At 59.5% G+C, this 24,455-nt stretch carries 24 protein-coding genes, 4 tRNA genes and 1 pseudogene; 8 read left to right on the top strand and 21 right to left on the bottom strand.

What is annotated here, in order from left to right:
- Genes AC3IT6_RS25000 through AC3IT6_RS25010 form a run of 3 tightly spaced genes read right to left on the bottom strand, consistent with a single transcriptional unit; the run spans position 1 to position 3,853 of the window.
- The gene (locus tag AC3IT6_RS25000; RefSeq protein ID WP_489353464.1) at positions 1 to 1,269 is read right to left on the bottom strand and encodes an OprD family porin; all 1,269 of its coding nucleotides are present in this window, start codon (positions 1,267 to 1,269) and stop codon (positions 1 to 3) included.
- A 16-nt stretch (positions 1,270 to 1,285) separates the two neighbouring features.
- The gene (locus AC3IT6_RS25005; RefSeq protein WP_489353465.1) at positions 1,286 to 2,506 is read right to left on the bottom strand and encodes a benzoate/H(+) symporter BenE family transporter; all 1,221 of its coding nucleotides are present in this window, start codon (positions 2,504 to 2,506) and stop codon (positions 1,286 to 1,288) included.
- Between the two features lie 3 nt (positions 2,507 to 2,509).
- On the bottom strand, positions 2,510 to 3,853 hold the full coding sequence (locus AC3IT6_RS25010) for an aromatic acid/H+ symport family MFS transporter (protein ID WP_150727052.1): 1,344 nt from the start codon (positions 3,851 to 3,853) through the stop codon (positions 2,510 to 2,512).
- Positions 3,854 to 4,072: 219 nt separating this feature from the next.
- Between AC3IT6_RS25010 and AC3IT6_RS25015 the strand changes: the two genes are divergently transcribed.
- The 3 genes from AC3IT6_RS25015 (at position 4,073) to AC3IT6_RS25025 (ending at position 6,336) form a co-directional block, all read left to right on the top strand.
- On the top strand, positions 4,073 to 4,699 hold the full coding sequence (locus AC3IT6_RS25015; RefSeq protein WP_007970534.1) for a DUF1780 domain-containing protein: 627 nt from the start codon (positions 4,073 to 4,075) through the stop codon (positions 4,697 to 4,699).
- Positions 4,700 to 4,803: 104 nt separating this feature from the next.
- On the top strand, positions 4,804 to 4,977 hold the full coding sequence (locus tag AC3IT6_RS25020) for a DUF3094 domain-containing protein (RefSeq protein ID WP_007970531.1): 174 nt from the start codon (positions 4,804 to 4,806) through the stop codon (positions 4,975 to 4,977).
- A gap of 60 nt (positions 4,978 to 5,037) precedes the next feature.
- Positions 5,038 to 6,336: an NAD(P)/FAD-dependent oxidoreductase gene (locus AC3IT6_RS25025; RefSeq protein ID WP_150727051.1), complete on the top strand. Its 1,299-nt coding sequence runs from the start codon at positions 5,038 to 5,040 to the stop codon at positions 6,334 to 6,336.
- A 175-nt stretch (positions 6,337 to 6,511) separates the two neighbouring features.
- Here AC3IT6_RS25025 and AC3IT6_RS25030 read toward each other — a convergent pair.
- The 7 genes from AC3IT6_RS25030 to rluD form a co-directional block, all read right to left on the bottom strand.
- Positions 6,512 to 6,588 (bottom strand) — tRNA-Pro (locus AC3IT6_RS25030).
- A 94-nt stretch (positions 6,589 to 6,682) separates the two neighbouring features.
- Positions 6,683 to 6,758 (bottom strand) — tRNA-Lys (locus tag AC3IT6_RS25035).
- Positions 6,759 to 6,763: 5 nt separating this feature from the next.
- A tRNA-Pro gene (locus AC3IT6_RS25040) sits at positions 6,764 to 6,840 on the bottom strand.
- Between the two features lie 9 nt (positions 6,841 to 6,849).
- Positions 6,850 to 6,925, bottom strand: a tRNA-Asn gene (locus tag AC3IT6_RS25045).
- Positions 6,926 to 7,225: 300 nt separating this feature from the next.
- Entirely contained in the window at positions 7,226 to 9,790 is a 2,565-nt protein-coding gene (clpB, locus tag AC3IT6_RS25050) for an ATP-dependent chaperone ClpB (protein ID WP_223448997.1), read from the bottom strand.
- Positions 9,791 to 9,920: 130 nt separating this feature from the next.
- Positions 9,921 to 10,646 carry a peptidoglycan editing factor PgeF gene (pgeF, locus tag AC3IT6_RS25055; RefSeq protein WP_489353466.1) on the bottom strand — a complete coding sequence of 242 codons (726 nt, stop codon included), beginning with the start codon at positions 10,644 to 10,646 and terminating at the stop codon, positions 9,921 to 9,923.
- The gene (gene rluD, locus AC3IT6_RS25060) at positions 10,643 to 11,605 is read right to left on the bottom strand and encodes a 23S rRNA pseudouridine(1911/1915/1917) synthase RluD (RefSeq protein ID WP_008052092.1); all 963 of its coding nucleotides are present in this window, start codon (positions 11,603 to 11,605) and stop codon (positions 10,643 to 10,645) included. The genes pgeF and rluD overlap by 4 nt, the downstream gene beginning before the upstream one ends.
- Before the next feature lie 151 nt (positions 11,606 to 11,756).
- Here rluD and AC3IT6_RS25065 point away from each other — a divergent pair, with 151 nt between their 5' ends.
- The 4 genes and pseudogenes from AC3IT6_RS25065 to AC3IT6_RS25080 all read left to right on the top strand — a co-directional run bounded on the left by AC3IT6_RS25065 (position 11,757) and on the right by AC3IT6_RS25080 (position 14,821).
- Complete coding sequence (locus AC3IT6_RS25065; protein WP_223448999.1) at positions 11,757 to 12,779, top strand: outer membrane protein assembly factor BamD; 1,023 nt, start codon at positions 11,757 to 11,759, stop codon at positions 12,777 to 12,779.
- 125 nt (positions 12,780 to 12,904) lie between these two features.
- Entirely contained in the window at positions 12,905 to 13,138 is a 234-nt protein-coding gene (locus AC3IT6_RS25070; protein WP_150727047.1) for a PP0621 family protein, read from the top strand.
- Between the two features lie 28 nt (positions 13,139 to 13,166).
- Positions 13,167 to 13,487 (top strand): annotated as a pseudogene (locus tag AC3IT6_RS25075) (hypothetical protein); the annotation flags it as partial.
- On the top strand, positions 13,484 to 14,821 hold the full coding sequence (locus tag AC3IT6_RS25080) for a sigma-54-dependent transcriptional regulator (protein WP_489353467.1): 1,338 nt from the start codon (positions 13,484 to 13,486) through the stop codon (positions 14,819 to 14,821). The pseudogene AC3IT6_RS25075 and the gene AC3IT6_RS25080, both read left to right, overlap by 4 nt.
- A 4-nt stretch (positions 14,822 to 14,825) precedes the next feature.
- Here the strand turns inward: AC3IT6_RS25080 and thiO are convergent, their stop codons facing one another.
- Genes thiO through AC3IT6_RS25115 form a run of 7 tightly spaced genes read right to left on the bottom strand, consistent with a single transcriptional unit; the run spans position 14,826 to position 18,912 of the window.
- On the bottom strand, positions 14,826 to 15,926 hold the full coding sequence (gene thiO / locus AC3IT6_RS25085; protein WP_150754967.1) for a glycine oxidase ThiO: 1,101 nt from the start codon (positions 15,924 to 15,926) through the stop codon (positions 14,826 to 14,828).
- A gap of 56 nt (positions 15,927 to 15,982) precedes the next feature.
- Complete coding sequence (locus AC3IT6_RS25090; RefSeq protein WP_223449002.1) at positions 15,983 to 16,384, bottom strand: type IV pilin protein; 402 nt, start codon at positions 16,382 to 16,384, stop codon at positions 15,983 to 15,985.
- Positions 16,385 to 16,398: 14 nt separating this feature from the next.
- Complete coding sequence (locus AC3IT6_RS25095) at positions 16,399 to 16,812, bottom strand: hypothetical protein (protein ID WP_489353468.1); 414 nt, start codon at positions 16,810 to 16,812, stop codon at positions 16,399 to 16,401.
- Positions 16,799 to 17,278, bottom strand: a complete 480-nt coding sequence (locus tag AC3IT6_RS25100; RefSeq protein WP_489353469.1) for a pilus assembly PilX family protein — start codon at positions 17,276 to 17,278, stop codon at positions 16,799 to 16,801. Before AC3IT6_RS25100 ends, AC3IT6_RS25095 begins: the two co-directional genes overlap by 14 nt.
- A gap of 10 nt (positions 17,279 to 17,288) precedes the next feature.
- Positions 17,289 to 17,996 (bottom strand): PilW family protein, encoded by a 708-nt coding sequence (locus AC3IT6_RS25105; RefSeq protein ID WP_489353470.1) that lies wholly within the window; start codon positions 17,994 to 17,996, stop codon positions 17,289 to 17,291.
- The gene (gene pilV / locus AC3IT6_RS25110) at positions 17,993 to 18,442 is read right to left on the bottom strand and encodes a type IV pilus modification protein PilV (protein ID WP_489353471.1); all 450 of its coding nucleotides are present in this window, start codon (positions 18,440 to 18,442) and stop codon (positions 17,993 to 17,995) included. Before pilV ends, AC3IT6_RS25105 begins: the two co-directional genes overlap by 4 nt.
- Complete coding sequence (locus tag AC3IT6_RS25115) at positions 18,439 to 18,912, bottom strand: GspH/FimT family pseudopilin (protein WP_489353472.1); 474 nt, start codon at positions 18,910 to 18,912, stop codon at positions 18,439 to 18,441. The genes pilV and AC3IT6_RS25115 overlap by 4 nt, the downstream gene beginning before the upstream one ends.
- A 130-nt stretch (positions 18,913 to 19,042) precedes the next feature.
- Between AC3IT6_RS25115 and AC3IT6_RS25120 the strand changes: the two genes are divergently transcribed.
- Positions 19,043 to 19,582 (top strand): GspH/FimT family pseudopilin, encoded by a 540-nt coding sequence (locus AC3IT6_RS25120; RefSeq protein WP_489353473.1) that lies wholly within the window; start codon positions 19,043 to 19,045, stop codon positions 19,580 to 19,582.
- Here the strand turns inward: AC3IT6_RS25120 and ispH are convergent.
- The 4 genes from ispH to ileS form a co-directional block, all read right to left on the bottom strand.
- On the bottom strand, positions 19,551 to 20,498 hold the full coding sequence (gene ispH / locus AC3IT6_RS25125) for a 4-hydroxy-3-methylbut-2-enyl diphosphate reductase (protein WP_150754973.1): 948 nt from the start codon (positions 20,496 to 20,498) through the stop codon (positions 19,551 to 19,553). The genes AC3IT6_RS25120 and ispH overlap by 32 nt on opposite strands.
- A gap of 163 nt (positions 20,499 to 20,661) precedes the next feature.
- Positions 20,662 to 21,099 carry an FKBP-type peptidyl-prolyl cis-trans isomerase gene (fkpB, locus tag AC3IT6_RS25130; protein ID WP_191624921.1) on the bottom strand — a complete coding sequence of 146 codons (438 nt, stop codon included), beginning with the start codon at positions 21,097 to 21,099 and terminating at the stop codon, positions 20,662 to 20,664.
- Positions 21,100 to 21,106: 7 nt separating this feature from the next.
- Positions 21,107 to 21,619: a signal peptidase II gene (gene lspA / locus AC3IT6_RS25135; RefSeq protein ID WP_223449009.1), complete on the bottom strand. Its 513-nt coding sequence runs from the start codon at positions 21,617 to 21,619 to the stop codon at positions 21,107 to 21,109.
- Positions 21,612 to 24,443 (bottom strand): isoleucine--tRNA ligase, encoded by a 2,832-nt coding sequence (gene ileS, locus AC3IT6_RS25140; RefSeq protein WP_489353474.1) that lies wholly within the window; start codon positions 24,441 to 24,443, stop codon positions 21,612 to 21,614. The genes lspA and ileS overlap by 8 nt, the downstream gene beginning before the upstream one ends.
- Positions 24,444 to 24,455 lie beyond the last annotated feature (12 nt).

Below are 24,455 nucleotides of genomic sequence, written 5' to 3' on the forward strand. Positions count from 1 at the left end.
TCACAGCAAGGTCCACGTGTAGCTGAGGATCAAGCGGTTCTCGTCGATATCACTGCGGTAGTTTGAACGCGCCATCGCATTGCGCACGCGAATGCCCAAACCTTTGAGGCTGCCACTCTGCAGCACATAGCCGATGTCCAGGTCACGCTCGCGATCCTTGCCTTCATAGCCCTTGCCGGTATCGACATTGTTACCGCTGATGTAGCGCACGGTACTGGTCAGCCCCGGTACGCCGAGCGCCGCGAAGTCGTAGTCGTAGCGCGCCTGCCAGGAGCGCTCATCGGTGGAGGCAAACTCGTAGGTCGGCACTTCGTTACCCAGTGGTGAGATGTTGGCAAACACCCGTGGGAACGCACTGTCACCGAACATGCCCTGATAGCCGACGTAAAACGTATGGCCGCCACGCTTGGCCGACAGCAACGAGAAGAACGCCTGGTTGTCGATGTTGCCCAGCAGTTTGTTACCGTCTTCGCGCGAATCGTAGTAACCGAGGTTGGCACCGAGGATCCAGTCGCCCACCGGCTCACTGTGTTTTAAACCCAGAAAACGCTGGTTGTAGATATCTTCCAGTTGCCCGTACCAGGCGCTGACCGAGCTGCGCTTGTCGTTGAAGACATAATCAGCGCCGGCAAAATTGAAACCGTCACTGCTAACCTGGCGCTGCGGCACATGACCCAGCATCGCTTGCATCTTTTCGTCACCAGCCTCGTTGCGCAGGCTGGTTGAACTCAAGTGACCACCCTGCACCGTCAGGCCATTGATCTCGTTGGAGGTGATGCTTGCGCCCTGATAACTCGGCGGCAGCAGGCGAATATCGCTGAATGCCAACACCGGCAGATTGGGTTGCAGCTCACCGACTTTCAGCTCGGTTTTGGAGTAGCGCATCTTCAACGCACCTTCCAGGCGGCTGTAGTTATCCGCTGCGCGGCCGTCGTCCTGCACCGGCAGCAAACCGGTATTGGTCCGGTCCGGGGCGCTGTCGAGCTTGAGGCCGAGCAAGCCGATGACGTCCACCCCAAACCCGACGGTGCCCTGGGTGTATCCGGACTTCACGTTGAGGATGAAACCCTGGGCCCACTCTTCAGCCTTCGATTGCTGGTTGGCGCCGACGATGTCGGAATAGTCGCGGCTGAAGTAGTAATTGCGCGCCTGCAACGTCGCGGTGCTGTCTTCGACAAAGCCGGTTTCCGCCGCCATCGCGCCTGTGGAAAATCCCGAGACGACAGCCAGGGACAACGCCGAACCGGTTGTTGGGAGAATCTGTTTCATCGTTTTTCTCTTATTGTTATTGATCGACTGGTTGAAGGACTTCAGTTGCAGTGGATTTGCGACGGGGGACGGAACGACGGGCGCTCAACAGCACATGGGTGAGCATGCCGAAAATCAGCCCCCAGAACGCCGCGGACAAACCGAACAGCGACATGCCCGAAGCCGTGACCAGAAAGGTCACCAGCGCGGCTTCGCGATCGCTCGGCACCGCCATCGCGCCCGTCAACGCGCCGGCAATGGCGGCGAACAAGGCAAGGCCGGCCAGTGCCGCGATCAACTCTTTGGGGAACGCTGAAAACAGCGAGACCAGCGTGACGCCGAAGATTCCAAACAGCAGGTAGCACAGGCCGCCGACAACTCCGGCCACGTAGCGTTTGCGAGGATCTTCGTGGGCTTCGCGACCGGTGCAGATTGCTGCGGTGATCGCCGCCAGATTCAGTCCATGGCAACCGAACGGCGCCAGCAATGCCGTGCCCAGCGCGCTACTGGCGATGATCGGGCTCGCCGGCGTTGGGTATCCACTGGCGCGCAGCACCGCCATGCCGGGCACGAACTGACCGGTCAGCGCCACCATCACCAGCGGCAAGGCGATGTTCAGGATCGCGCCCAGGCTGAACTCAGGCGTGATCCACACCGGCGTAGCCAGGCCGATCACCAGTGCTTCACGATGCAAATCACCGGTGAACGCGGCAATCGAACAGCCCACCAGCAGCACCATCATCACTGCATAACGCGGCATCACACGCTTGCAGATCAGGTAGCAGGCAAACATCGCCAGGACCAGCAACGGCTTGTGCTGCATCGACACGAACAAGCCGGTGCCGAAACTGAACAGGATCCCCGCCAGCATCGCCGCCGCGATGGCGGCGGGCAGCTTGCTGATGATCCGGTCGAAAGCCCCCGAGATGCCGACCACGAAAATGATCAGGCTGCTGACCAGATAAGCCCCCACCGCCTCTGCCATGGAGATGTCCGGCAACAGCGTCACCAGCAACGCCGAGCCCGGCGCCGACCAGGCGATGATCACCGGAACGCGGTAGCGCAGGCTCAAACCGATACCGAGCACGGCGCTGCCAATGGAGATCGCCCAGATCCAGGACGACAACACTTCCCGCGAAAGATGTGCCGCTTCTGCCGCCTGAAAGATGATCACCAACGGGCCGGCATAGGAAATCACCGTGGCAATCAATCCAGCCACGGCGGCTGACAACGAGAAGTCCTGGAAAAACGCTTTCATGATTCAGGCACCGGTCGCTGACAACGCTGGGTTGACGCCAGCAGCGCTGCGTCGGCTGCTGATGGCGAACACGGTCATGGCCAGGGCCGCCACCGCACCGGGCAAGGCAAACGCCATGAAGTTCAGTTGCAGGGGCAAGCTGATCCCGAGCAAGGCGCCACCCAGCAGCGGACCGACGATGGCCCCGTTGCGCCCGATACCCGACGCCCAGCCCAAGCCGGTGGAACGTATGGTCATGGAATAAAACTGCGCGGCGCAGGCGTACAAAAGAATCTGCGAGCCAATGGTGGTGGCACCCGCAATGGCGATCAGCAGGTACAACACCGGCATCGGGCTGTTGAAGCCCAACAGGGTGATCGACACCGCCGCCATGGCGAAAAACACCGACAGCACCCGCGGCAGATTGAGTTTGTCGCCCAGCACCCCGCCACCGACCGCGCCGAAGATCGCGCCGAAGTTCAACACCAGCAGGAACGACAGGCTCGAACCCAGGCTGTAACCGGCGTTGGCCATCAGTTTCGGCAGCCAGGAACTCAGCGCGTACACCATCAGCAGGCAGCAGAAAAACGCCAGCCATAGCATCAGCGTGCGCAACGCACGGCCTTCACGGAACAACTGCAACACCGGGGTGCCCGTGCCTTTCACTTCGGCCATGTGCAATTGATCAGAGGTTTGCGCGACGTAGGCCGGATCGATGCGCTGAAGAATGTTGCGCGCCTCTTCATTACGCCCCTGACGCAACATGAAGCCCACCGATTCGGGCAGGAAATACATGATCAGCGGCAACAACAGCAACGGCAGGACCGCCACGTAAAACACCGACTGCCAGCCGAAACTCGGGATCAGCACAATGCCCAGCCCGGCGGACAGCATGCCGCCCACCGAGTAACCACTGAACATGATCGCCACCAGCGTGCTGCGGATTTTTTTTGGCGCGTACTCGTTCATCAGTGCCACGACGTTAGGCATCACGCCGCCAATGCCGAGCCCGGCAATGAAGCGACAGAGGCCGAACTCGGTGGGGTTTCGGGCGAAACCGTTGAGCACGGTGAAACCACTGAAGAGCATCACGCAGATCGTGATGGCTTTTTTGCGGCCGATCCTGTCCGACAGCGGTCCGAAGAACAGCGCGCCGAACATCATGCCGAACAGTGCATAGCTGCCCAGGGCACCGGCTTGCAGAGGACTGAGCCCCCACTCTTTCATCAGCATCGGCAGGACCACGCCGTAGATCACCAGATCGTAACCGTCGAAGATGATGATCAGGGCACACCAGAACAGCACCATCCAGTGAAAGCGGTTGAAACGAGCGTTGTCGATAACCTCATGTACGTCGATCTTGCGCATGGCATATATCTCTTGTTGTTGTTTTTTTAGAGCGTCGGTAACACGGCTTACGTCCGTACAGCCGAGGGTAGAGCCGCCCGATACGTGGCAATAGCCAGTGAGCGCAGATCACTATCCATTTTGTGCAGGGCCCTGGAACGGGCATGGGAACGGGAGGCTATGAGCCTCTGCGACAAATTGTCTTCTTTGCGATCACATTTGAACGCTAAGCTTGGGCCTATGGATGACTCAGATTATTTACGCCTGCTGACCATCGCGGCCGAGCAAGCCAACGCGTTCCTGTCCAATGCCCGCAAATGGGAGCGAGAGCGTTGGGTCTGCCAGCGCCTGCTGCAAGGCTTGAACATTCCCTATCGTGCCGATGAGTTCGCCCCCGCCGGGGAGCCGCCGGATGTGTTGTTTCGCGATGCCAGTTTCGAGGTGTTCTTCGTGCTCGACGAGGGGCGGCGCCTCAACGATGAATGGCGCGACGAACTGCAACGCCGACGCAGCGCGTTTTCCCTGAGTCAACTGGTGCGCCGCGAGGCCAAGCCACGACGCATACCGGCCAACGAGTTCTTGCTGCGATTGGCGCCGACCTTGCGCAAAAAAGCGCACAACTACAAAGAGCGCGGCATGGATCTGGGTGAGCTGGACATCATTGCCTTCGCCAGCCTCAAACGCGAAGTGCTGGACCTCAACAGCCATTTCCCGCCGCCGACCGAATACCTGCGCCAAGGCTGGCGTTCGCTGTCATTGGTTGGGCCGACATTCGCCCGCGTGCTGTTCGCTCACCCGGATGCGCCGGACTTCTTGCGCAGCAACCTGGGGCGCAGCATTGTGTTCGACGTCGGGATCAGCCTGTGAGCCTCGAGCCTTTCCCCGGTCAGCAGCTAAGCTCCGTTCACAGCTGAATAATTTCCCTGTAGCTTCTACACATTCAGCAACGTCTACCCCTGACGAGGCCCGATATGACCAGCCGCCTGAACCCCGACGACCAAAAGCATGTCGAAGAGTACCTGCAGTTGTCCCAGCACCAAGTCGAGCGCCGGCCTTTTCGGCCGTGGATGCTCCTTGTACTGGTCCTGGCAGTGACCATTGGTCTGGGCCTTTTGAGCCGACTTATCAGTTACCTGACGCTATGAGCTGCCTCGCGCTCGCTCGGGTAATTGCACCGATTTCCTTTAGCCTTGCGAGTTATCCCCATGTCCCATCGTATTGTCATTGTCGGCGGCGGCGCCGGCGGTCTGGAGTTGGCTACCCGCCTGGGTAAGACCCTGGGCAAGCGCGGTACGGCCAGCGTGATGCTGGTCGACGCGAACCTGACCCACATCTGGAAACCGTTGTTGCACGAAGTGGCGGCCGGCTCCCTGAACTCTTCCGAAGATGAACTCAACTATGTCGCCCAGGCCAAATGGAACCACTTCGAGTTCCAGCTGGGGCGCATGAGCGGGCTCGATCGCGCGAAGAAAAAAATCCAGCTGGCCGCCACCTATGACGAAGCGGGTGTGGAGCTGGTGCCGGCCCGCGAAGTGCCTTACGACTCGCTGGTGATCTCCGTCGGCAGCACCACCAACGATTTCGGCACCCAGGGCGCGGCGCAGCACTGCCTGTTCCTCGACACCCGCAAACAGGCCGAGCGATTCCACCAGCAACTGCTCAATCACTATTTGCGCGCTCACGCCGGTCAGACCGACACGATCGAACAAATCAGCGTGGCCATCGTCGGCGCCGGTGCCACCGGAGTCGAACTGGCCGCCGAACTGCACAACGCCGCCCACGAATTGGCAGCCTATGGCCTGGACCGGATCAAACCGGAAAACATGCACATCACCCTGATCGAAGCCGGTCCACGGGTGCTGCCGGCGCTGCCGGAGCGGATTGGCGGGCCTGTGCATAAAACCCTGGAGAAACTCGGGGTCAACGTCATGACCAATGCCGCTGTCAGCGAAGTGACGGCCGATAGCCTGATCACCGCCGACGGCAACGAAATCAAGGCCAGCCTGAAAGTCTGGGCCGCGGGGATTCGCGCACCGGGTTTCCTCAAGGACATCGATGGCCTGGAAACCAACCGCATCAATCAGCTGCAAGTGCTGCCGACCCTGCAAACCACCCGTGACGAGAACATCTTCGCCTTCGGTGACTGCGCCGCCTGCCCGCAACCGGGCAGCGACCGCAATGTGCCGCCACGTGCCCAGGCCGCTCACCAACAGGCTTCGTTGCTGGCCAAATCGCTGAAACTGCGCATCGAAGGCAAGGCACTGCCGGAGTACAAGTACACCGACTACGGCTCGCTGATCTCACTGTCGCGTTTTTCGGCTGTGGGTAACTTGATGGGCAACCTCACCGGCAGCGTGATGCTCGAAGGCTGGCTGGCGCGGATGTTCTACGTGTCGCTGTACCGCATGCACCAGATGGCGCTGTACGGGCCGTTCCGCACGGCGATGCTGATGCTGGGCAGCAAGATCGGTCGCGGGACTGAGCCGCGCCTGAAACTGCACTAACTCGGTCTAGTGTGGGAGCGGGCTTGCTCGCGAAAGCGGTGTATCAATCGACAAAAATGTTGACTGATACACCGCTTTCGCGAGCAAGCCCGCTCCCACATTGGCTTTGCGGCGTTCTTGAGTTTCCTATGGACAAAAAAAATCCCCGTATCTTTCGATACGAGGATTTTTAATATGGTCGGGGTAAGGGGATTCGAACTCCTGACATCCTGCTCCCAAAGCAGGCGCGCTACCGGACTGCGCTATACCCCGGTAAAAAAAAGGCACCCTTGAAGGCGCCTTCTTCGATCAGCGCTTTTGGCCTCTGATCTTAAGATTCGATTCCAGCGTTAACTGGTTTCAAAAATGGTGGGTCGTGTGGGATTCGAACCTACGACCAATTGGTTAAAAGCCAACTGCTCTACCAACTGAGCTAACGACCCAAAAATGGTCGGGGTAAGGGGATTCGAACTCCTGACATCCTGCTCCCAAAGCAGGCGCGCTACCGGACTGCGCTATACCCCGGTTTGAAATTGGCTCCGTGACCAGGACTCGAACCTGGGACCCAATGATTAACAGTCATTTGCTCTACCGACTGAGCTATCACGGAACTACACATTTCAATTTACAACTTTGAAGCTTTACTGCGTTCTCTTCGACCCGTTCGCATCGCTGCGTTCGTGTGTCTGAGGCGCGCTATTCTACAATCTTCAGCACCTCTGTCAACCCCCTAAATTGCTTTCAAGTTAATGATTTGCAACTTATTTTGGATTCCTGCTTGGGGAGCGGAAACCCTGGCGGGTGACTTACTGCGGGGCGCACTTTACAAGCCTTTTCCTTTGAGTTCAACAGCCTAACGAAAAAAAGGCCTCGTTATGCGAGGCCTTTTCGATTTTGCTGCCGTTTTGGATCAGACGAAGACGATTTCGTCGTTTTCCACCACACCGTGAGCGGTATCGCCCGGCATGAATCGACCGGACAGGATCAGCTGCGCCAGCGGGTTCTCGATCCAGCGCTGGATAGCGCGCTTGAGCGGCCGTGCGCCATACACCGGGTCGTAACCGACCGCGATCAGCTTGTCCATGGCTTCAGGGCTGAGTTCAAGCTTCAGCTCCCGCTCAGTCAGGCGGCTGCGCAGACGACCCAACTGGATCTCGGTAATACCGGCGATCTGATCTCGCGCCAATGGCTCGAAGATCACCACTTCGTCGACCCGGTTGATGAACTCCGGCCGGAAGTGGCTGGAAATCGCATCCATCACCGCTGCACGCTGCGCCTCACGATCACCGACCAGTTCCTGGATCTGCACCGACCCCAGGTTGGAGGTCATGACAATCACGGTGTTCTTGAAGTCCACCGTGCGGCCATGGCTGTCGGTCAAACGACCATCCTCGAGCACTTGCAGCAAGATGTTGAACACATCCGGGTGCGCCTTCTCGACTTCGTCCATGAGGATCACCGAATACGGCTTGCGACGTACGGCCTCGGTCAGGTAACCGCCCTCTTCATACCCCACGTAGCCTGGTGGCGCACCGATCAAGCGAGCCACGGAATGTTTCTCCATGAACTCGGACATGTCGATCCGCACCATCGCCTCTTCAGTATCAAAGAGGAACTCGGCCAGCGCCTTGCACAGCTCGGTTTTACCGACGCCGGTCGGGCCGAGGAACATGAACGAGCCGCTCGGGCGATTCGGGTCGGACAACCCGGCGCGGGAACGCCGCACCGCGTTGGAAACCGCAACCACCGCTTCGTCCTGGCCGATCACACGCTGGTGCAACAGGCTTTCCATTTTCATCAGCTTTTCGCGCTCGCCTTCGAGCATTTTCGACACCGGAATACCGGTCCACTTCGAAACGACTTCGGCGATCTCTTCTTCAGTCACCTTGCTGCGCAGCAACTGGTTTTCGGCTTTGCCGTGCTGATCGACCATTTGCAGGCTGCGTTCCAGATCCGGGATCACCCCGTACTGCAACTCGGCCATGCGGTTCAGGTCGCCTTTGCGACGGGCCGCTTCCAGTTCCTGACGGGACTGCTCGATTTTCTGCTGGATCTGCGCAGAACCCTGGACTTCGGCTTTTTCCGAGTTCCAGATTTCTTCGAGATCCGAGTACTCACGCTCATGCCGAGCGATTTCTTCCTGCAACTTTTCCAGACGCTTCTTCGCCGCGTCATCGCTTTCTTTCTTCAGCGCCTGGGATTCCACCTTCAGCTGAATCAGGCGACGCTCCAGACGGTCCAGCACTTCCGGCTTGGAGTCGATCTCCATGCGGATGCGGCTGGCGGCTTCATCGATCAGGTCGATGGCCTTGTCCGGCAACTGCCGATCGGTAATGTAGCGATGGCTGAGCTTGGCCGCGGCAATGATCGCGCCGTCGGTGATCGCCACCTTGTGGTGAACCTCATAACGCTCCTTGAGGCCACGCAGGATGGCGATGGTGTCTTCTTCGCTCGGCTCATCCACCAGTACTTTCTGGAAACGTCGCTCGAGAGCGGCGTCCTTCTCAATGTATTGGCGGTACTCGTTGAGCGTGGTGGCACCGACACAGTGCAGCTCACCGCGGGCCAGGGCCGGCTTGAGCATGTTGCCCGCATCCATCGAGCCTTCGCCCTTACCGGCGCCGACCATGGTGTGCAATTCGTCGATGAACAGGATGATCTGCCCTTCCTGCTTCGACAGTTCATTGAGCAATGCCTTGAGCCGTTCTTCAAACTCACCGCGATACTTGGCACCGGCGATCAGCGCCCCCATGTCCAGGGACAACAGACGCTTGCCCTTGAGGCCATCCGGCACTTCGCCATTGATAATGCGCTGGGCCAGGCCTTCGGCGATGGCGGTTTTACCCACACCAGGCTCACCGATCAGCACCGGGTTGTTCTTGGTCCGACGTTGCAGCACCTGGATCGTGCGGCGAATTTCATCGTCACGGCCGATCACCGGATCAAGCTTGCCTTCTTCGGCGCGCTTGGTCAGGTCGACGGTGTATTTGTCCAGCGCCTGTCGCGCTTCTTCGTGGTTAGGGTCGTTGACGGCCTCGCCACCGCGCAGGTTGTTGATCGCATTTTCCAGGGCTTTCTTGCTCACGCCCTGGCCAAGCAACAGTTTGCCGAGCTTGCTGTTCTCGTCCATGGCGGCGAGCAGCACCAGCTCGCTGGAGATGAACTGGTCGCCTTTCTGCTGGGCCAGACGGTCGGCCTGGTTGAGCAGGCGCGCCAGATCCTGCGACATGTTCACGTCACCGGTCGGGTTCTGGATTTTCGGTAGCTGGTCGAGCTCTTTGGTCAGCTCTTTACGCAGGCTGTTGACGTCGAAGCCCACCTGCATCAACAGGGGCTTGATCGAGCCACCCTGCTGTTCGAGCAAGGCTTGCATCAAGTGCGCCGGTTCAATGGCCGGATGATCGTGACCGACAGCCAGGGATTGGGCATCGGACAACGCTAACTGCAATTTGCTGGTTAAACGGTCTATACGCATGGGTCACCTTCCTTTTGAGCAGGCCGGACCTATAAAACATCCTGAATGAAGAAACCTGCCAGATACCACAATAGATGTGGTCGATTCTGGGAGATTCAAGCGTCGGGACGTTGATGCAGGTCAGGGAAGCTTAGCGGGCGAGCCAGATCAGCGAGGCGAATCGACCGGTGCGGGACGCACGGCGATAAGAAAAGAAGCGAGGGTCGGTTACGGTGCAGAAACCACCACCATAGACAGCCGTTACACCACGAGCTGCCAGACGCAAGCGGGCCAGCATATAGATGTCGGCCATGAACTTGCCGGGGTTTTGGCTCATTACAAAGGCTTCTGCCGCTTGCGGTAACTGCTGCACAAAGGTTTCGCGCACTTCAGGGCCGACTTCAAAGGCTTGCGGACCGATGGCCGGGCCGAGCCAGACCAATACTTCGGCAGGTGGCACAGCCAGACTGTCGAGTGTGGCTTCCAGCACGCCAGCAGCCAACCCGCGCCAACCGGCATGGGCCGCCGCTACGCGAGTGCCGGCACGGTCGCAAAACAGCGCAGGCAGGCAATCGGCCGTCATCGCCGCGCAAGCAATACCGGGTGTCGACGTCCAGCTCGCATCAGCGGTGACCACCTGGCTTGGGTCGGCATAGGCCACGACAATGCCGTGGACCTGCTGCAGCCAGGCCGGTTGAATGGAGAAATGATCGATCAGACGCCGGCGATTCTCGGCAACAGCTTCAGGGCTGTCGTCGACGTGATCGCCAAGGTTGAGGCTGTCGAACGGCGCCACACTGACGCCGCCCGCACGGGTGGTCACACAGGCTTTGACCCCGGCCGGCGCGGGCCAGTCAGGAATCAGCCAGTCACTCATCCGATGAACGCCTCGCGGTCTTGCTTGAGCAGGGTCAGCAGCCAGACGAAATCTTCCGGCAACGGCGATTCCCAGCTCATGCGCTGACCGGTGGTCGGATGATCCAGTTCCAGGAAACGCGCATGCAGCGCCTGACGCGGGAAGTTTTTCAGCGACTCGACCATGGTCGGGTTGGCGGCCGGAGGAATACGGAAGCGACCGCCGTAGGCAGGATCTCCGACCAACGGGTAGTTGATGTGCGCCATGTGCACGCGAATCTGGTGCGTACGACCGGTTTCCAGCTTCACCCGCACGTGAGTGTGGGAGCGGAAGCGCTCGAGCACGCGGTAATGGCTGACGGCTTGCTTGCCACCCTCCATCACGGCCATGCGCTGGCGTTGCTGGCCGTGACGACCGATCGGCGCGTTGATCTTGCCACCGGCTGTCACCACACCGATCACGATGCACTCGTAGATCCGGCTGACGCTGCGGCTCTGCAACTGTGTAACCAGCTGCGTCTGCGCTTGAATGGTCTTGGCCACCACCATCAGACCGGTGGTGTCCTTGTCCAGACGATGCACGATACCGGCGCGGGGCACATTGATGATGTCCGGCACGTGGTGCAGCAAGGCGTTGAGCAAGGTGCCGTCGGCGTGACCGGCAGCCGGGTGCACCACCAGGCCCGCAGGCTTGTTGATCACCAGGATATCGTCGTCTTCGTAGACGATATCCAGGGCAATGTCTTGAGCGACCCATTCGCCCTGAGCTTCCTGCTCGGCAGTCAGCTCAAGGATGGCGCCGCCGTGGACGATGTCTCGCGGGCGGATAACCGCCCCATCCACAGTCAGGCGGCCGTCTTTGATCCAGGCGGAAAGGCGCGAGCGCGAGTGCTCAGCGAATAATTGTGCGGCGACTTGATCGAGGCGTTGGCCGCCCAATTCGGACGGCACCTCTGCGCGAAGTTCAATTTTATCGGACATGCTCAGACTAGGCGTCGGCACAGCCTTTGGTTTCGGCTGCGCGCTTGTGGTTAAATACGGCGTCTTTTGCCCCGAGGCTATTCAACGGGGCGCTCATCATAACAGGACGGCCACGCCCAAGACAGCGGCCGTCATAGGGACGCAAGCCGCCATGCAAGTGAAACACCTGCTGCTGATCGCCATCCTCGCATTGACCGCTGCTTGCTCATCGAAGGAAGTCGTAGACGAAAACCTCAGTGAAGTCGAGCTGTACCAACAGGCTCAAAATGACCTGGACAACAGTAGCTACACCAGTGCCATCACCAAGCTGAAGGCTCTGGAATCGCGTTATCCGTTCGGTCGCTATGCCGATCAGGCGCAACTCGAACTCATCTACGCCAACTACAAGAACACCGAGCCAGAAGCGGCCAAGTCCGCTGCGGAACGCTTCATTCGTCTGCACCCACAGCATCCGAACGTCGATTATGCCTACTACCTCAAGGGCCTGACTTCTTTCGACCAGGACGTCGGCCTGCTGGCGCGTTTCCTGCCGCTGGACATGACCAAGCGTGACCCGGGCGCCGCCCGCGACTCCTATAACGAGTTCGCCCAGCTGACCAGCCGCTTCCCGAACAGCCGCTACGCGCCAGACGCCAAGCAGCGCATGATCTATCTGCGCAACCTGCTGGCGGCCTACGAAATTCACGTGGCCGACTACTACCTGACCCGTCAGGCCTATGTCGCCGCCGCGAACCGCGGTCGTTACGTGGTGGAAAACTTCCAGGAAACTCCTTCGGTCGGCGACGGCCTGGCGGTGATGACCGAGGCCTACCAGCGCCTGCACCTGGACGAACTGGCTGCCACCAGCCTGGAAACCCTGAAGCTCAACTACCCGAACCACCCGACGCTGGTAGACGGTCAGTTCGTACCGACCGTGGCCGAAGCCGACAACCGTTCGTGGCTGAGCAAGACGACCCTGGGCCTGATCGAGTCCCGTCCGCCGCTGCCACCGGGCGAAACCCGCGCCAACCAGGACGTGCAGAAGCAGTTCCAGGACGCCAAGGACGCAATCCCGAGCGAGCTCAAGCCTAAAGACGACAATGGCGAAGCGCTCGAAGAAGAAAATCACGAAGCGCAAGGCAACGACAGCGACCGTTCGTGGTTCAGCTACATGACCTTCGGCGTGTTCGACTGACACCCCGGGTTGTGCAAAAAGGGAGACTTTCGAGTCTCCCTTTTTTATTTCAGCGCTTTATTACACTGTGCGCCTGTCTGGTCCTTGGCTAAACTGCCGCTTCATCAATCAAAAAGCAGCTCACCATGCTTCGTTTATTGTTCTGGATTGCCCTGATTGCCGCTGCAGTATGGTTCTGGCGCAAATTCAAGGGGCAGGCCTCCACCCCCAAGCCCCCTGCCGAACGGGAAGCGGCGCCAATGGTCCGTTGCGCCCATTGCGGCGTTCACCTGCCCCGTGACCGCGCACTGAGCCTCGACCAGCAATGGTATTGCAGCCAGGCTCATCTCGAGCAAGACAAAGGTTCCAAAGGCCGCTGACACCTCACCTGAAATGGCGGCCGATTGAGAACTATCGCGCGCGCCCAAGGAACTGAAAGGCATCGATCGACGTCTGACGCAGATTATTCAAGATCACTCTCTGCGAATGAACCGGGTAATCGAAAACGTCCTGCACCTGCTGCGCCGCGAGCAAATGTCGCCGCTACGGCTCGACCTGAAATCACTGGAAATACTCGATAATGAAGCCCCAGCCCGCCATATCAAAGGCCTGGGGCTTTATCTGTCCGGCCAGCCGGGCGAAAGCATTCTGTCCCGCCTAGACTTCAAAGCACGCCAGGAAAGCGGCTGCTTTTGCATGACCTATGCTCACGGACGAACCCCACGTTGAACACGAGACCCCGACAAAAAGTCTTGATCGTCGATGACGAGCCGGACATTCGCGAACTCCTGGAAATCACCCTGGGAAGGATGAAGCTGGAGACGTTCAACGCCCGCAACGTCGGCGAAGCGCAATCCCTGCTGAAACGCGAAACCTTCGATCTATGCCTGACCGACATGCAGTTGTCGGACGGTACCGGCCTGGAGCTGGTGCAGCACATCCAGCAACGCCACCCCCAGGTCCAGGTGGCGATGATCACCGCCTATGCCAGCCTCGAAACCGCAATCAATGTGCTCAAGGCCGGGGCATTCGACTTCCTGACCAAACCGGTGGACCTTACGCGCTTGCGTGAACTGGTCACCAGCGCCCTGCTGGTTCCTGCCCGCGGGGGCGGCATTGATCGATGCTTGCTGGGCGACTCATTGCCCATGCGCAACCTGCGCAAACACATCAATAAACTGGCCAGCAGCCATGCGACGGTATACATCAGCGGAGAATCCGGCAGCGGCAAGGAGTTGGTTGCGCGCCTGATCCATGATCAAAGCCCCCGCGCCAATCAGCCGTTCATTGCGATCAACTGCGCGGCGATTCCCTCGGAACTGTTGGAGAGCGAGTTTTTCGGCCATCGCAAAGGCAGTTTCAGCGGCGCCATCGAAGACAAATCCGGCCTGTTCCAGACTGCACACGGCGGCACCCTGCTCCTCGACGAAGTGGCTGACCTGCCGCTGACCATGCAAGTCAAACTGCTGCGCGCGATTCAGGAAAAAGCCGTACGCAGCGTCGGCGGGCAGCAGGAAGTGGCAGTGGATGTGCGTATTCTCTGCGCCACGCACAAGGACCTTGGCGCCGAAGTCGCCGCCGGGCGATTTCGTCATGATCTTTACTACCGTTTGAACGTGATCGAACTCCCGGTGCCGCCCTTGCGCGAGCGTCGTGATGACATCGAATTGCTAGCCAGCCACATACTCAAGCGCCTGGCCGCCGATACCGGTCAACCTGCCGCGAGACTCCACCCCCAAGCCCTCGTTGCGCTGAAAAGCTATCGCTTCCCGGGCAATGTGCGGGAACTGGAAAACATGCTCGAACGGGCGCACACCTTGTGTGAGAACAAACAGATCGAAGCCGGCGACCTGCGCCTGGCTGAAGGCAACTGTGGGGCGGAGGGTTGCGTGCCGGACCTGACCCGGATCGACAATCTGGAAACCTACCTGGAAAACGTCGAGCGCCAACTGCTGCTCCAGGCCCTGGAGGAAACCCGCTGGAACCGCACGGCGGCGGCTCAGCGGTTGAATCTGTCATTCAGGTCGATGCGCTACAGGCTCAAGAAGTTGGGATTGGATTGAGGCTTTAAAGTCTTCCGGCAGGCGCATAAGGTGCCGGATCGATAATCGGCGCCCGGCCCAGCATCACATCGGCAAACAGCTGGCATGACGCCGGCGCCAGCACCAGCCCGTTACGGTAATGCCCGCAGTTGAGCCAGAGCCCGTCAAACCCCGGCACCGGGCCGATGTAAGGAATGCCCTCGGGTGATCCCGGGCGCAATCCGGCCCAATGCCCCACCACTTCGGCATCGGCCAGCGCCGGGATCAATTCCACCGCGGACGCCTTCAGGCTTTCCAGTGCCGACCCGGTCGGCGTCTTGTCAAAGCCTTCATGCTCCAGCGTACTGCCGATCAGTATGTGCCCGTCGCGCCGGGGAATCGCATAACGGCCCTTGGCCAGGACCATGCTCGGCAGGAAATCCGCCGCACACTTGTAGAGAATCATCTGCCCTTTCACCGGCTCGACCGGCAGCGTCAGATCAAGACACTTGAGCAAATCACCGCTCCAGGCCCCCGCCGTCAGGACAACTTGATCGCCCAGGACAGTACCAGTGGAGGTCTGTACGCCGACCACTTTGTTGCCATCACGAACAAATCCGCTGACTTCGCACTGCTCATGGATCGTCACGTTCGGCAGCGCCAGCAACGCGGCCTTGAGAGATTTCACCAGACGCGGATTGCGCACGTTGGCGACGTCGGCCATGTAGATCGCCCGGGAAAAACCGCTGCCCAGCACCGGTACGGCGTCGTGTGCCGCCGAAATATCCACCGCGCTAAGCGGACGATTTTCCCGGGCGGCCCATGCCAGCGCTTCAGCCTCGTCATCCAGATCCAGCCAGTACAGACCGGTGGTGTGCACTTCAGGATCAACACCGGTGGCGGCAAACAAGCGCTCGCCCAGCTGTGGATAAAAGTCCTGGGACCAGTGAGCCAACGCGGTGACCGCCGGGCTGTAGCGCCACGGGTAAAGCGGCGAAACGATGCCACCACCGGCCCAGGACGACTCCTGACCGACGTTCGAGCGATCCAGCAGCACAACGCTTTGCACTTCGGAGGCGAGATTGAACGCCGTCAGCAATCCAATCACCCCACCGCCGACAATCACCACTTGCTGTTGCCTGGTCATGTTCTGATCCAATCGTTAAATAGACAGAGGGTACAAAAGGCACCCGAAAAAGAAACTCAGCGCCCCCAGCAGTCTTTGCTGGTCAGGCCCGATTTCGCGTTGACCATACCGAGCACACCGGTGTTGGTGATGGTCAGATCACCGCACTTGTCAGTGGCCATGCTCGAGTCAGCCTTGCGCACCGCCGTCAGCAGAAAGGTCTGGTCGGTCAGGCTCGGAGTGATGCTGTAGTAATCATTGCCGGCACTGAGGCCCGTCGCATCGGTATAGGCATTTTTCTGCGAGTAGAAGCGCTCCAGTAGTTGCGCCTGCTCCGAGAGCAGACCGGCCACTTCTGCGCGACGGCCCTTGTTCATGTATTCGGTGAGACTCGGGGCAGCAATGGTCATGACAATACCGATGATCGCAATCACGATCATGATTTCGATCAGGGTAAAACCGCGGTTGGAACTACGCATGCATCAATTCTCACTCACTGTATTTGTCGCCACATGATGCGACGGCTGCCGCCGGATTTTTCCATCCCCGCAGTACCGTCGCCAGTGGAATCGTTCACGGCCCCGCCATTGTCGCTGGCGTCCTGGGTCGAATGCTCGCCGATAAAGATCACGCCATCGGACAGTGTGTCGCTGTTGTCGACCACTCCATCGGCGTTGCTGTCGAGCATCTTAACGCTGATCGCCTCGGGCAGCTTCAGGCAGACGGCCTTCAACCCCTGATTACCTTGGTAAAAACCGTACCAGTTGCCATTGGCCAGACAGGTTGGCCGGTTCAGCGCGGGCGAATCCGCTGATGTGGCAGCGTGCGCCGAGATCGACAGGTCAAGCGCAACGGCGATACCGAACAGTTGTGACCATAACCTGACACGTCGCTCAGTACTTCGCATAGATGCTCTCCACCACGCTGCGCGAATGACCCGCGATGCCGACTGCCGTTACCCGATACAACGTCGCCGGGGTATTGATTGGCACATTCACCGCATTTTGGCTGACACCGATGTTTTGCACGCCATAAAAGCCCTTGCCCGATGCAATCCAGGTCACTCCGGAAGAGGCGTTGAAACCGGCAGCGGTAATAGTCGAAGACTCGGACGGTGGTGCACATTGCACGATGCCGCTGCAAACAGGTAGCGCATAACTGTCCAGTTGCACCGTACCCTCGCCCACCCGTAATGCGGCTTCGGCACTCTGGAACGACTGGTTGCGCAAGGCGACGCTACCGGCCATTTTTTCCTGCAAGGTGGCGCTCTGCATCGATGAAAGACCAATCAACGTCAGCAAGAGCAAGAACACCAGACTGACCAACAGTGCCATACCGCGTTGGGTGTAATACATCATGGGAGAACGATTCATTGGCACTCCCTCATGGCAAGCGGTTGCGCAGAGCGGCAACCACATTGAAGGTTTGATCGCTCACCCGGTGGTTCGGATCGGTGAGGGTCAGGTTCAGGCGAACGCTACGAATCAGCGCGGGATCCGGCGGGTTGCTGCTGTAGCGCGAAGCAGCCAGATCAGTGGCCGTGCTGGCCAGGCCGAAGCTCACTTCGAAAGCGCTTACGTTGTCCACCAAGACCTGGGGTGCTGCGGCCCCGCTCTTCATAAGCAGTTGGTTGTTGCTGAAGCTGTAAATCAGCCGCCGGATCGGAAAGGCCAGTTGCCCCGCCACTGACGTCCGACCTTCACTGTAGGCCGTCGAACTGGTTCGACAATCGGAAAGCACGGTCCAGTCCGGCTTGCCGCCATTACCGCCGACATCCGCCGTAACCAGCGTCAATCTGCGGCCGCCATTGTCCCAACGAATCGGCGTTAGCTGACTGGCATGGAAATCACCTTGCTCACTTGAATCGGTGATCGTTTCCAGACAACCGAACATCCCGACCATGCGGACTTCCTGAATCATTTTGCTCAACACGAAACGTGCGTCCTCCTGCATGTTCGCGGCGGCATTCTGGCTGAGATAAGTGTTCTTGGCCGCAATGAAAACCTGCACCACGCCCAGCACCACAATCAGACTCAATGCCAGGGCGATCAGCAACTCGACCAGGCTGAACCCCCTGCTGCGGCGACTCACGGGATCACCACCGGATCAATGGCCGCGCGACTGCTCAGGACGAAAATGCGCCGAGAGTCGACAGCCTTCGCAGCCCGTGAGTCGTCCCAGGTAATTGTGATGGTGTACACCTGCTGATTGACGCTGACACTGCCCGTCGCGGTGGCGCCGAGTGAACTGACAATGTTGGCGTTGAAGTCAAACAGGTCCTGATCCCGGGTAACGTCCGGGTTGCCCGAAGCCGGCGGCGCAATGGTGTAGTCCGCAGCGGCGTTGGCGCGAATGCGGTCCATCATGTCGTAGGCGATAAAGCTGGCCTGACTGATCATGCGCGCGCTGTCCGTGTACTTCAGCGCATTGAGCTGAAACGCCGCCGCCCCCAACAGGCCCACTCCCAGAATGACTAATGCCACCAGGACTTCGACCAGCGTCATACCTTCCTGCGTACGTTTGCTCCATGCCCTCATCCGCAACTTCCACCCAATAGAATTCGTCCGTTCAAACACACTGTCAGCGTCCTGCTTTGTGCTCCCCGCCCATAGCTGATCAGCACCTCTGTGGACGGTGATGACAATCCGCCCAGGCTGTTGAAATCGATGGCCGTGACGCCAGAGGTTAGCGTCAGAGTTGCGCCGCTGCTCATCGGCGGAACAACCCGTAATACATTGGCCAAAGCGCCAGTACCGTCGTAAACCGCCAGCTCCCCACTCCAGACATCCCCACCGGCCGTCGGGCGCAACCGTGTGGTATTGCCCCGATCGATGGCTTCGAGCCGGGCAAAATTCAGGGCTCGTCGCAGATCAGCGATTTCAGTATCAGCCCTCGTAGTTTGTGTCGAGCGAGTAAACGCCGGGACAGCCAGAGTCAACAGAATCAGAAGGATCGCGAGCGCGACCAGCAACTCGATCAGCGTGAAACCTTTTGTAGGATGATCCATCGGGGCCTTCTGTTTCCTTCGGCTATACCTGCTCTTGCGCGGCACAACATTCGAGCGATGCAGTGTGTTTGCGCTGCCATTTCTCGCGCAGGGATTGTGCGAGCCACAGCACGCCACGGAGGGATATGTCATGCGGCAACAAGGCTTCAGCCTGATCGAACTGCTCATGGGACTGGCAATTACAGGAATTGTTCTGCATTTGGTCAGTCCAGCGTTCGCAACGCTGGTCGAGTCGAACCAAAGAGAGCAAGCGGCCCAGGCCCTTTTCAGTGGTATTCGCACCGCCCGGAGCGAAGCCATCGTCCGCAACCACGCCGTTGTGATTCACGGCATCAATGGCGACTGGAGCCAAGGCTGGCAGATCATTCTGGATATCAGCGGCAAGGGGGATATGGACAGCAACAATCCACTGCTGGCCGAACGCCAGAGCGGCGCACGCATGTCGATTGTGGGGAACAGTCCGGTCGAAAGCTCAATACGCTTCAGAGGTCAGGGCGAGCCACTGTTTGGAGGGACATTACACATTTGCGCAGTTCGCGAACCGGTAAGCCAACATCAAGTGGTGTTGGCCCGGACCGGTCGCGTCAGCCTGCGTAGCGACAAGGCTGAGCATCCGTTATGCGAAAAAAGGAATAAGTTCAGAGCAACGAGCGAACGCGCAGTTCTTTAGGCATCGAGAACGTGATGTTCTCCTCGCGACCGGCCAGCTCATCGGCACCGGTGGCACCCCAGGCCTGCAACTGCTGGATCACGCCGCGCACCAGGACTTCCGGGGCGGATGCGCCAGCAGTGATGCCAATACGCTCGACGCCATCGAACCAGCTCTTTTGCAGGTCTTCGGCACCGTCGATCAGGTAGGCCGGAGTGGACATGCGTTCTGCCAATTCGCGCAAGCGATTGGAGTTGGAGCTGTTCGGGCTGCCGACCACCAGCACCACGTCGCACTCGTCGGCCAGTTGCTTGACCGCGTCCTGACGGTTTTGCGTGGCGTAGCAAATGTCGTCCTTGCGCGGTCCACCGATGGCCGGAAAGCGCGAACGCAGAGCGTCGATAACACGGCTGGTATCGTCCATCGACAAGGTGGTCTGGGTCACGAAGGCGAGCTTTTCAGGGTTCCTTACCTGCAACGCCGCGACATCTTTCTCGTCTTCGACCAGGTAGATCGCGCCACCACTGCCGGCATCGTACTGGCCCATGGTGCCTTCGACTTCCGGGTGACCGGCGTGGCCGATGAGAATGCACTCTCGGCCGTCACGGCTGTAACGCGCCACTTCGATGTGGACTTTGGTCACCAGCGGGCAGGTGGCGTCGAACACTTTCAGCCCACGACCAGCCGCTTCGCTGCGCACGGCCTGGGAAACGCCGTGGGCACTGAAGATCACGATGACGTCGTCCGGCACCTGATCCAGCTCTTCGACGAAAATCGCACCACGGGAGCGCAGGTCTTCGACGACAAATTTGTTGTGGACCACTTCGTGGCGCACGTAGATCGGCGGTCCAAAGACTTCCAGGGCGCGGTTGACGATTTCGATCGCCCGGTCCACACCGGCACAGAAGCCACGGGGGTTGGCGAGTTTGATTTGCATGCTGTGCCTCGTGTCTTGCGCGCAAGAAATATCGAAAACAGAGAAAAAACCAGTGTGGGAGCGGGCTTGCTCGCGAAGGCGTCATCACATCCAACATTCTTGCTGACTGACACACCGCATTCGCGAGCAAGCCCGCTCCCACATTTTGACCGTGCTCGGTCAGTTACAGCGCTTTGACGGAAATGATTTCCACGTCAAAGGTCAACGTCTTGCCCGCCAGCGGGTGGTTGAAGTCGACGGTCACTTGCGCGTCATCGAACTCTTTCACCACGCCCGGCAATTCAGTATTGGCCGCATCGTTGAAGATCACCAGCAAGCCAGGCGACAGTTCCATGTCCTGGAACTGGGAGCGCGGGATGATCTGCACGTTTTGCGGGTTGGACTGGCCGAAAGCGTTTTCCGGCTCGATGCTCAGCGTACGCTTGTCACCGGCCTTGAAACCGAACAGGGCCGCTTCGAAACCTGGCAACAGGTTGCCGTCACCGACCTTGAAGGTGGCCGGGGCTTTATCGAAGGTGCTGTCCACCGTGTCGCCGTTCTCCAGGCGCAATGCGAAATGCAAGGTGACCTCCGTGTTCTGGCCGATGCGTTGCTCAGCCAATACCTGATCAGTCATGAACGGTTTCTCCGGTCTTTTTACTTTTGAACATATCCAGTGCCAGCATGACAGCGCCTACAGTGATCGCACTGTCGGCAAAGTTGAACGCCGGGAAATACCAACGGTTCTGCCAATGCACCAGAATGAAATCGATCACATGGCCCAGGGCAATGCGGTCATACAGATTGCCCAGCGCACCGCCGAGCACCAGTGCCAGCGCAACCGCCAGCCAGGTTTCGTTGCGCCCCAGACGCTTGAGCCACACCACCAGCACCGCACTGACCACGACAGCGATCAACGCGAACAGCCAGCGCTGCCAGCCGGAGCTGTCAGCCAGGAAGCTGAACGCCGCGCCAGTGTTGTAGGCCAGGGTCCAGCTGAAGTAATCGGGGATGATTACGATCTGCTGGTACATCTCGAGCTTGCCTTCGAAGTAGAACTTGCTGGCCTGGTCGATGACCAGTACCAGCAAACTCAACCAGAGCCAGCTCAGCCGTCCGAAACGGCCAACGGCATTAGGCATAGTGGCGGACCTCGCCAGCGCCGCTGATGTTATCCACGCAACGACCGCAGATTTCCGGATGCTCCGGGTTCACGCCGACGTCTTCACGGCAGTGCCAGCAACGGGCGCACTTGGCGTGGCTCGACTTGACGATCTTCAGCTTCAAGCCGCTGACTTCGGTGACCACGGCATCGGCCGGTGCCTGCACCAATGGCGCAACACTGGCGGTCGACGTGATCAGCACGAAGCGCAGTTCGTTGCTCAGCTTGGCCAGGTCGGCGGTCAGCGCGTCTTCGGCGAACAGCGTCACTTCGGCCTGCAGGTTGCCACCGACAGCCTTGGCCGCACGCTGGATTTCCATTTCCTTGTTGACCGCGACCTTGACCGCCATGATCCGGTCCCAGTAAGCGCGATCCAGCTCGAAGCCTTGCGGCAATTCGGTCAGGCCTTCGTACCAGGTGTTGAGCATGACGGACTCGTTACGCTCGCCCGGCAGGTACTGCCACAGTTCGTCGGCGGTGAACGCCAGGATCGGCGCGATCCAGCGTACCAACGCCTCGGAGATGTGGAACAGCGCGCTCTGGCACGAACGGCGGGCCTTGCTGTCGGCGCCAGTGGTGTACTGACGGTCCTTGATGATATCGAGATAGAAACCGCCCAGTTCCTGCACGCAGAAGTTGTGGATCTTCGAGTACACGTTCCAGAAGCGGTATTCGCCGTAGTGCTCTTGCAGCTCGCGTTGCAGCAGCAGAGTACGGTCTACGGCCCAACGGTCCAGAGCCAGCATTTCTTCGGCCGGCAGCAGGTCGGTGGCCGGGTTGAAGCCGGTCAGGTTCGAAAGCAGGAAGCGCGCGGTGTTACGGATACGCCGATAGGCGTCCGCACTGCGTTGCAGGATCTGCTCGGAAACCGCCATTTCGCCTGAATAGTCGGTCGAAGCGACCCACAGACGCATGATGTCGGCGCCCAGGGTGTCGTTGACTTTCTGTGGCGCAATCACGTTACCCAAGGATTTGGACATCTTGCGGCCGGACTCGTCGACCGTGAAGCCGTGAGTCAGCAGTTCGCGATACGGTGCGTGGTTGTCGATGGCGCAACCGGTCAGCAGCGACGAGTGGAACCAGCCACGGTGTTGGTCCGAGCCTTCCAGGTACAGGTCGGCGCGCGGGCCGGTTTCGTGGCCCATCGGGTGCGAACCGCGCAGGACGTGCCAGTGCGTGGTGCCCGAGTCGAACCAGACGTCCAGGGTGTCGCTGATCTTGTCGTACTGCGGCGCTTCATCGCCCAGCAACTCGGCGGCGTCCAGCTTGAACCAGGCCTCGATGCCTTCGACTTCAACGCGCTTGGCGACTTCTTCCATCAGCTCGACGGTGCGAGGGTGCAGCTCGCCGCTTTCCTTGTTCAGGAAGAACGGGATCGGCACACCCCAGTTGCGCTGACGGGAAATGCACCAGTCCGGACGATTGGCAATCATCGAGTGCAGGCGCGCCTGGCCCCAGGCCGGAACGAACTGGGTTTCTTCGATGGCTTTGAGCGAGCGCTGACGCAGGGTGTCGCCGGTGGTCGGCTGCTTGTCCATGCCGATGAACCACTGCGCGGTGGCGCGATAGATCAGCGGGGTCTTGTGGCGCCAGCAGTGCATGTAGCTGTGTTCGATGATGGTGGTGTGCAGCAGCGCACCGACTTCGGTCAGCTTGTCGACGATGGCCGGGTTGGCCTTCCAGATGAACTGGCCGCCGAAGAATTCCAGCGACGGCACGTAAACGCCGTTGCTTTGTACCGGATTGAGGATTTCATCGTTGACCATGCCGTACTTCTTGCAGGTCACGAAGTCGTCCACGCCATAAGCCGGAGCGGAGTGAACCACACCGGTGCCGGCGCCCAGTTCAACGTAGTCGGCCAGGTAAACCGGCGACAGACGGTCGTAGAACGGGTGACGGAAGTTGATCAGTTCCAGCGCTTTACCGGTGGTGGTCGCAATGACCGAACCTTCCAGCGAGTAGCGCGCCAGGCACGACTCGACCAGCTCTTCAGCCAGCACCAGCAGCTTGTCGCCGACGTCGACCAGGGCGTAGTTGAATTCCGGGTGAACGTTCAGCGCCTGGTTGGCCGGGATGGTCCACGGGGTGGTGGTCCAGATCACGATCGAGGCAGGCTTGGCCAGCGATGGCAGACCGAAGGCGGCAGCCAGTTGGGCTTCATCGGCAATCGGGAACGCCACGTCGATGGTCGAGGACTTCTTGTTCTCGTATTCGACTTCCGCTTCGGCCAGGGCCGAACCGCAGTCAAAGCACCAGTTCACAGGCTTGAGGCCCTTGAACACGAAACCGCCCTTGACGATTTCGGCCAAGGCACGGATTTCACCAGCCTCGTTCTTGAAGTCCATGGTCTTGTACGGATTGGCGAAGTCGCCCAGCACGCCGAGGCGAATGAACTCGGACTTCTGCCCTTCGATCTGCTCGGTGGCATAGGCCCGGCACAGTTCGCGGGTCTTGTCCGCACCCAGGTTCTTGCCGTGGGTCACTTCGACTTTGTGCTCGATCGGCAGGCCGTGGCAGTCCCAGCCCGGGACATAAGGCGCGTCGAAGCCCGACAGGGTCTTCGAGCGGATGATCATGTCCTTGAGAATCTTGTTCAGCGCATGACCGATGTGAATCGAGCCGTTGGCGTACGGAGGGCCGTCGTGCAATACGAACTTCGGACGATCCTTGCCAATCTCGCGCAACTTTCCGTACAGGCCAATGCTGTCCCAGCGCTGCAGAATCTGCGGTTCGCGCTGGGGCAGGCCGGCCTTCATTGGGAAGGCGGTGTCCGGAAGGTTTAGCGTGGCTTTATAGTCGGTCATTTAAGGCTCTTC

The sequence above is a fragment of the Pseudomonas sp. KH_017 genome (assembly GCF_057840285.1).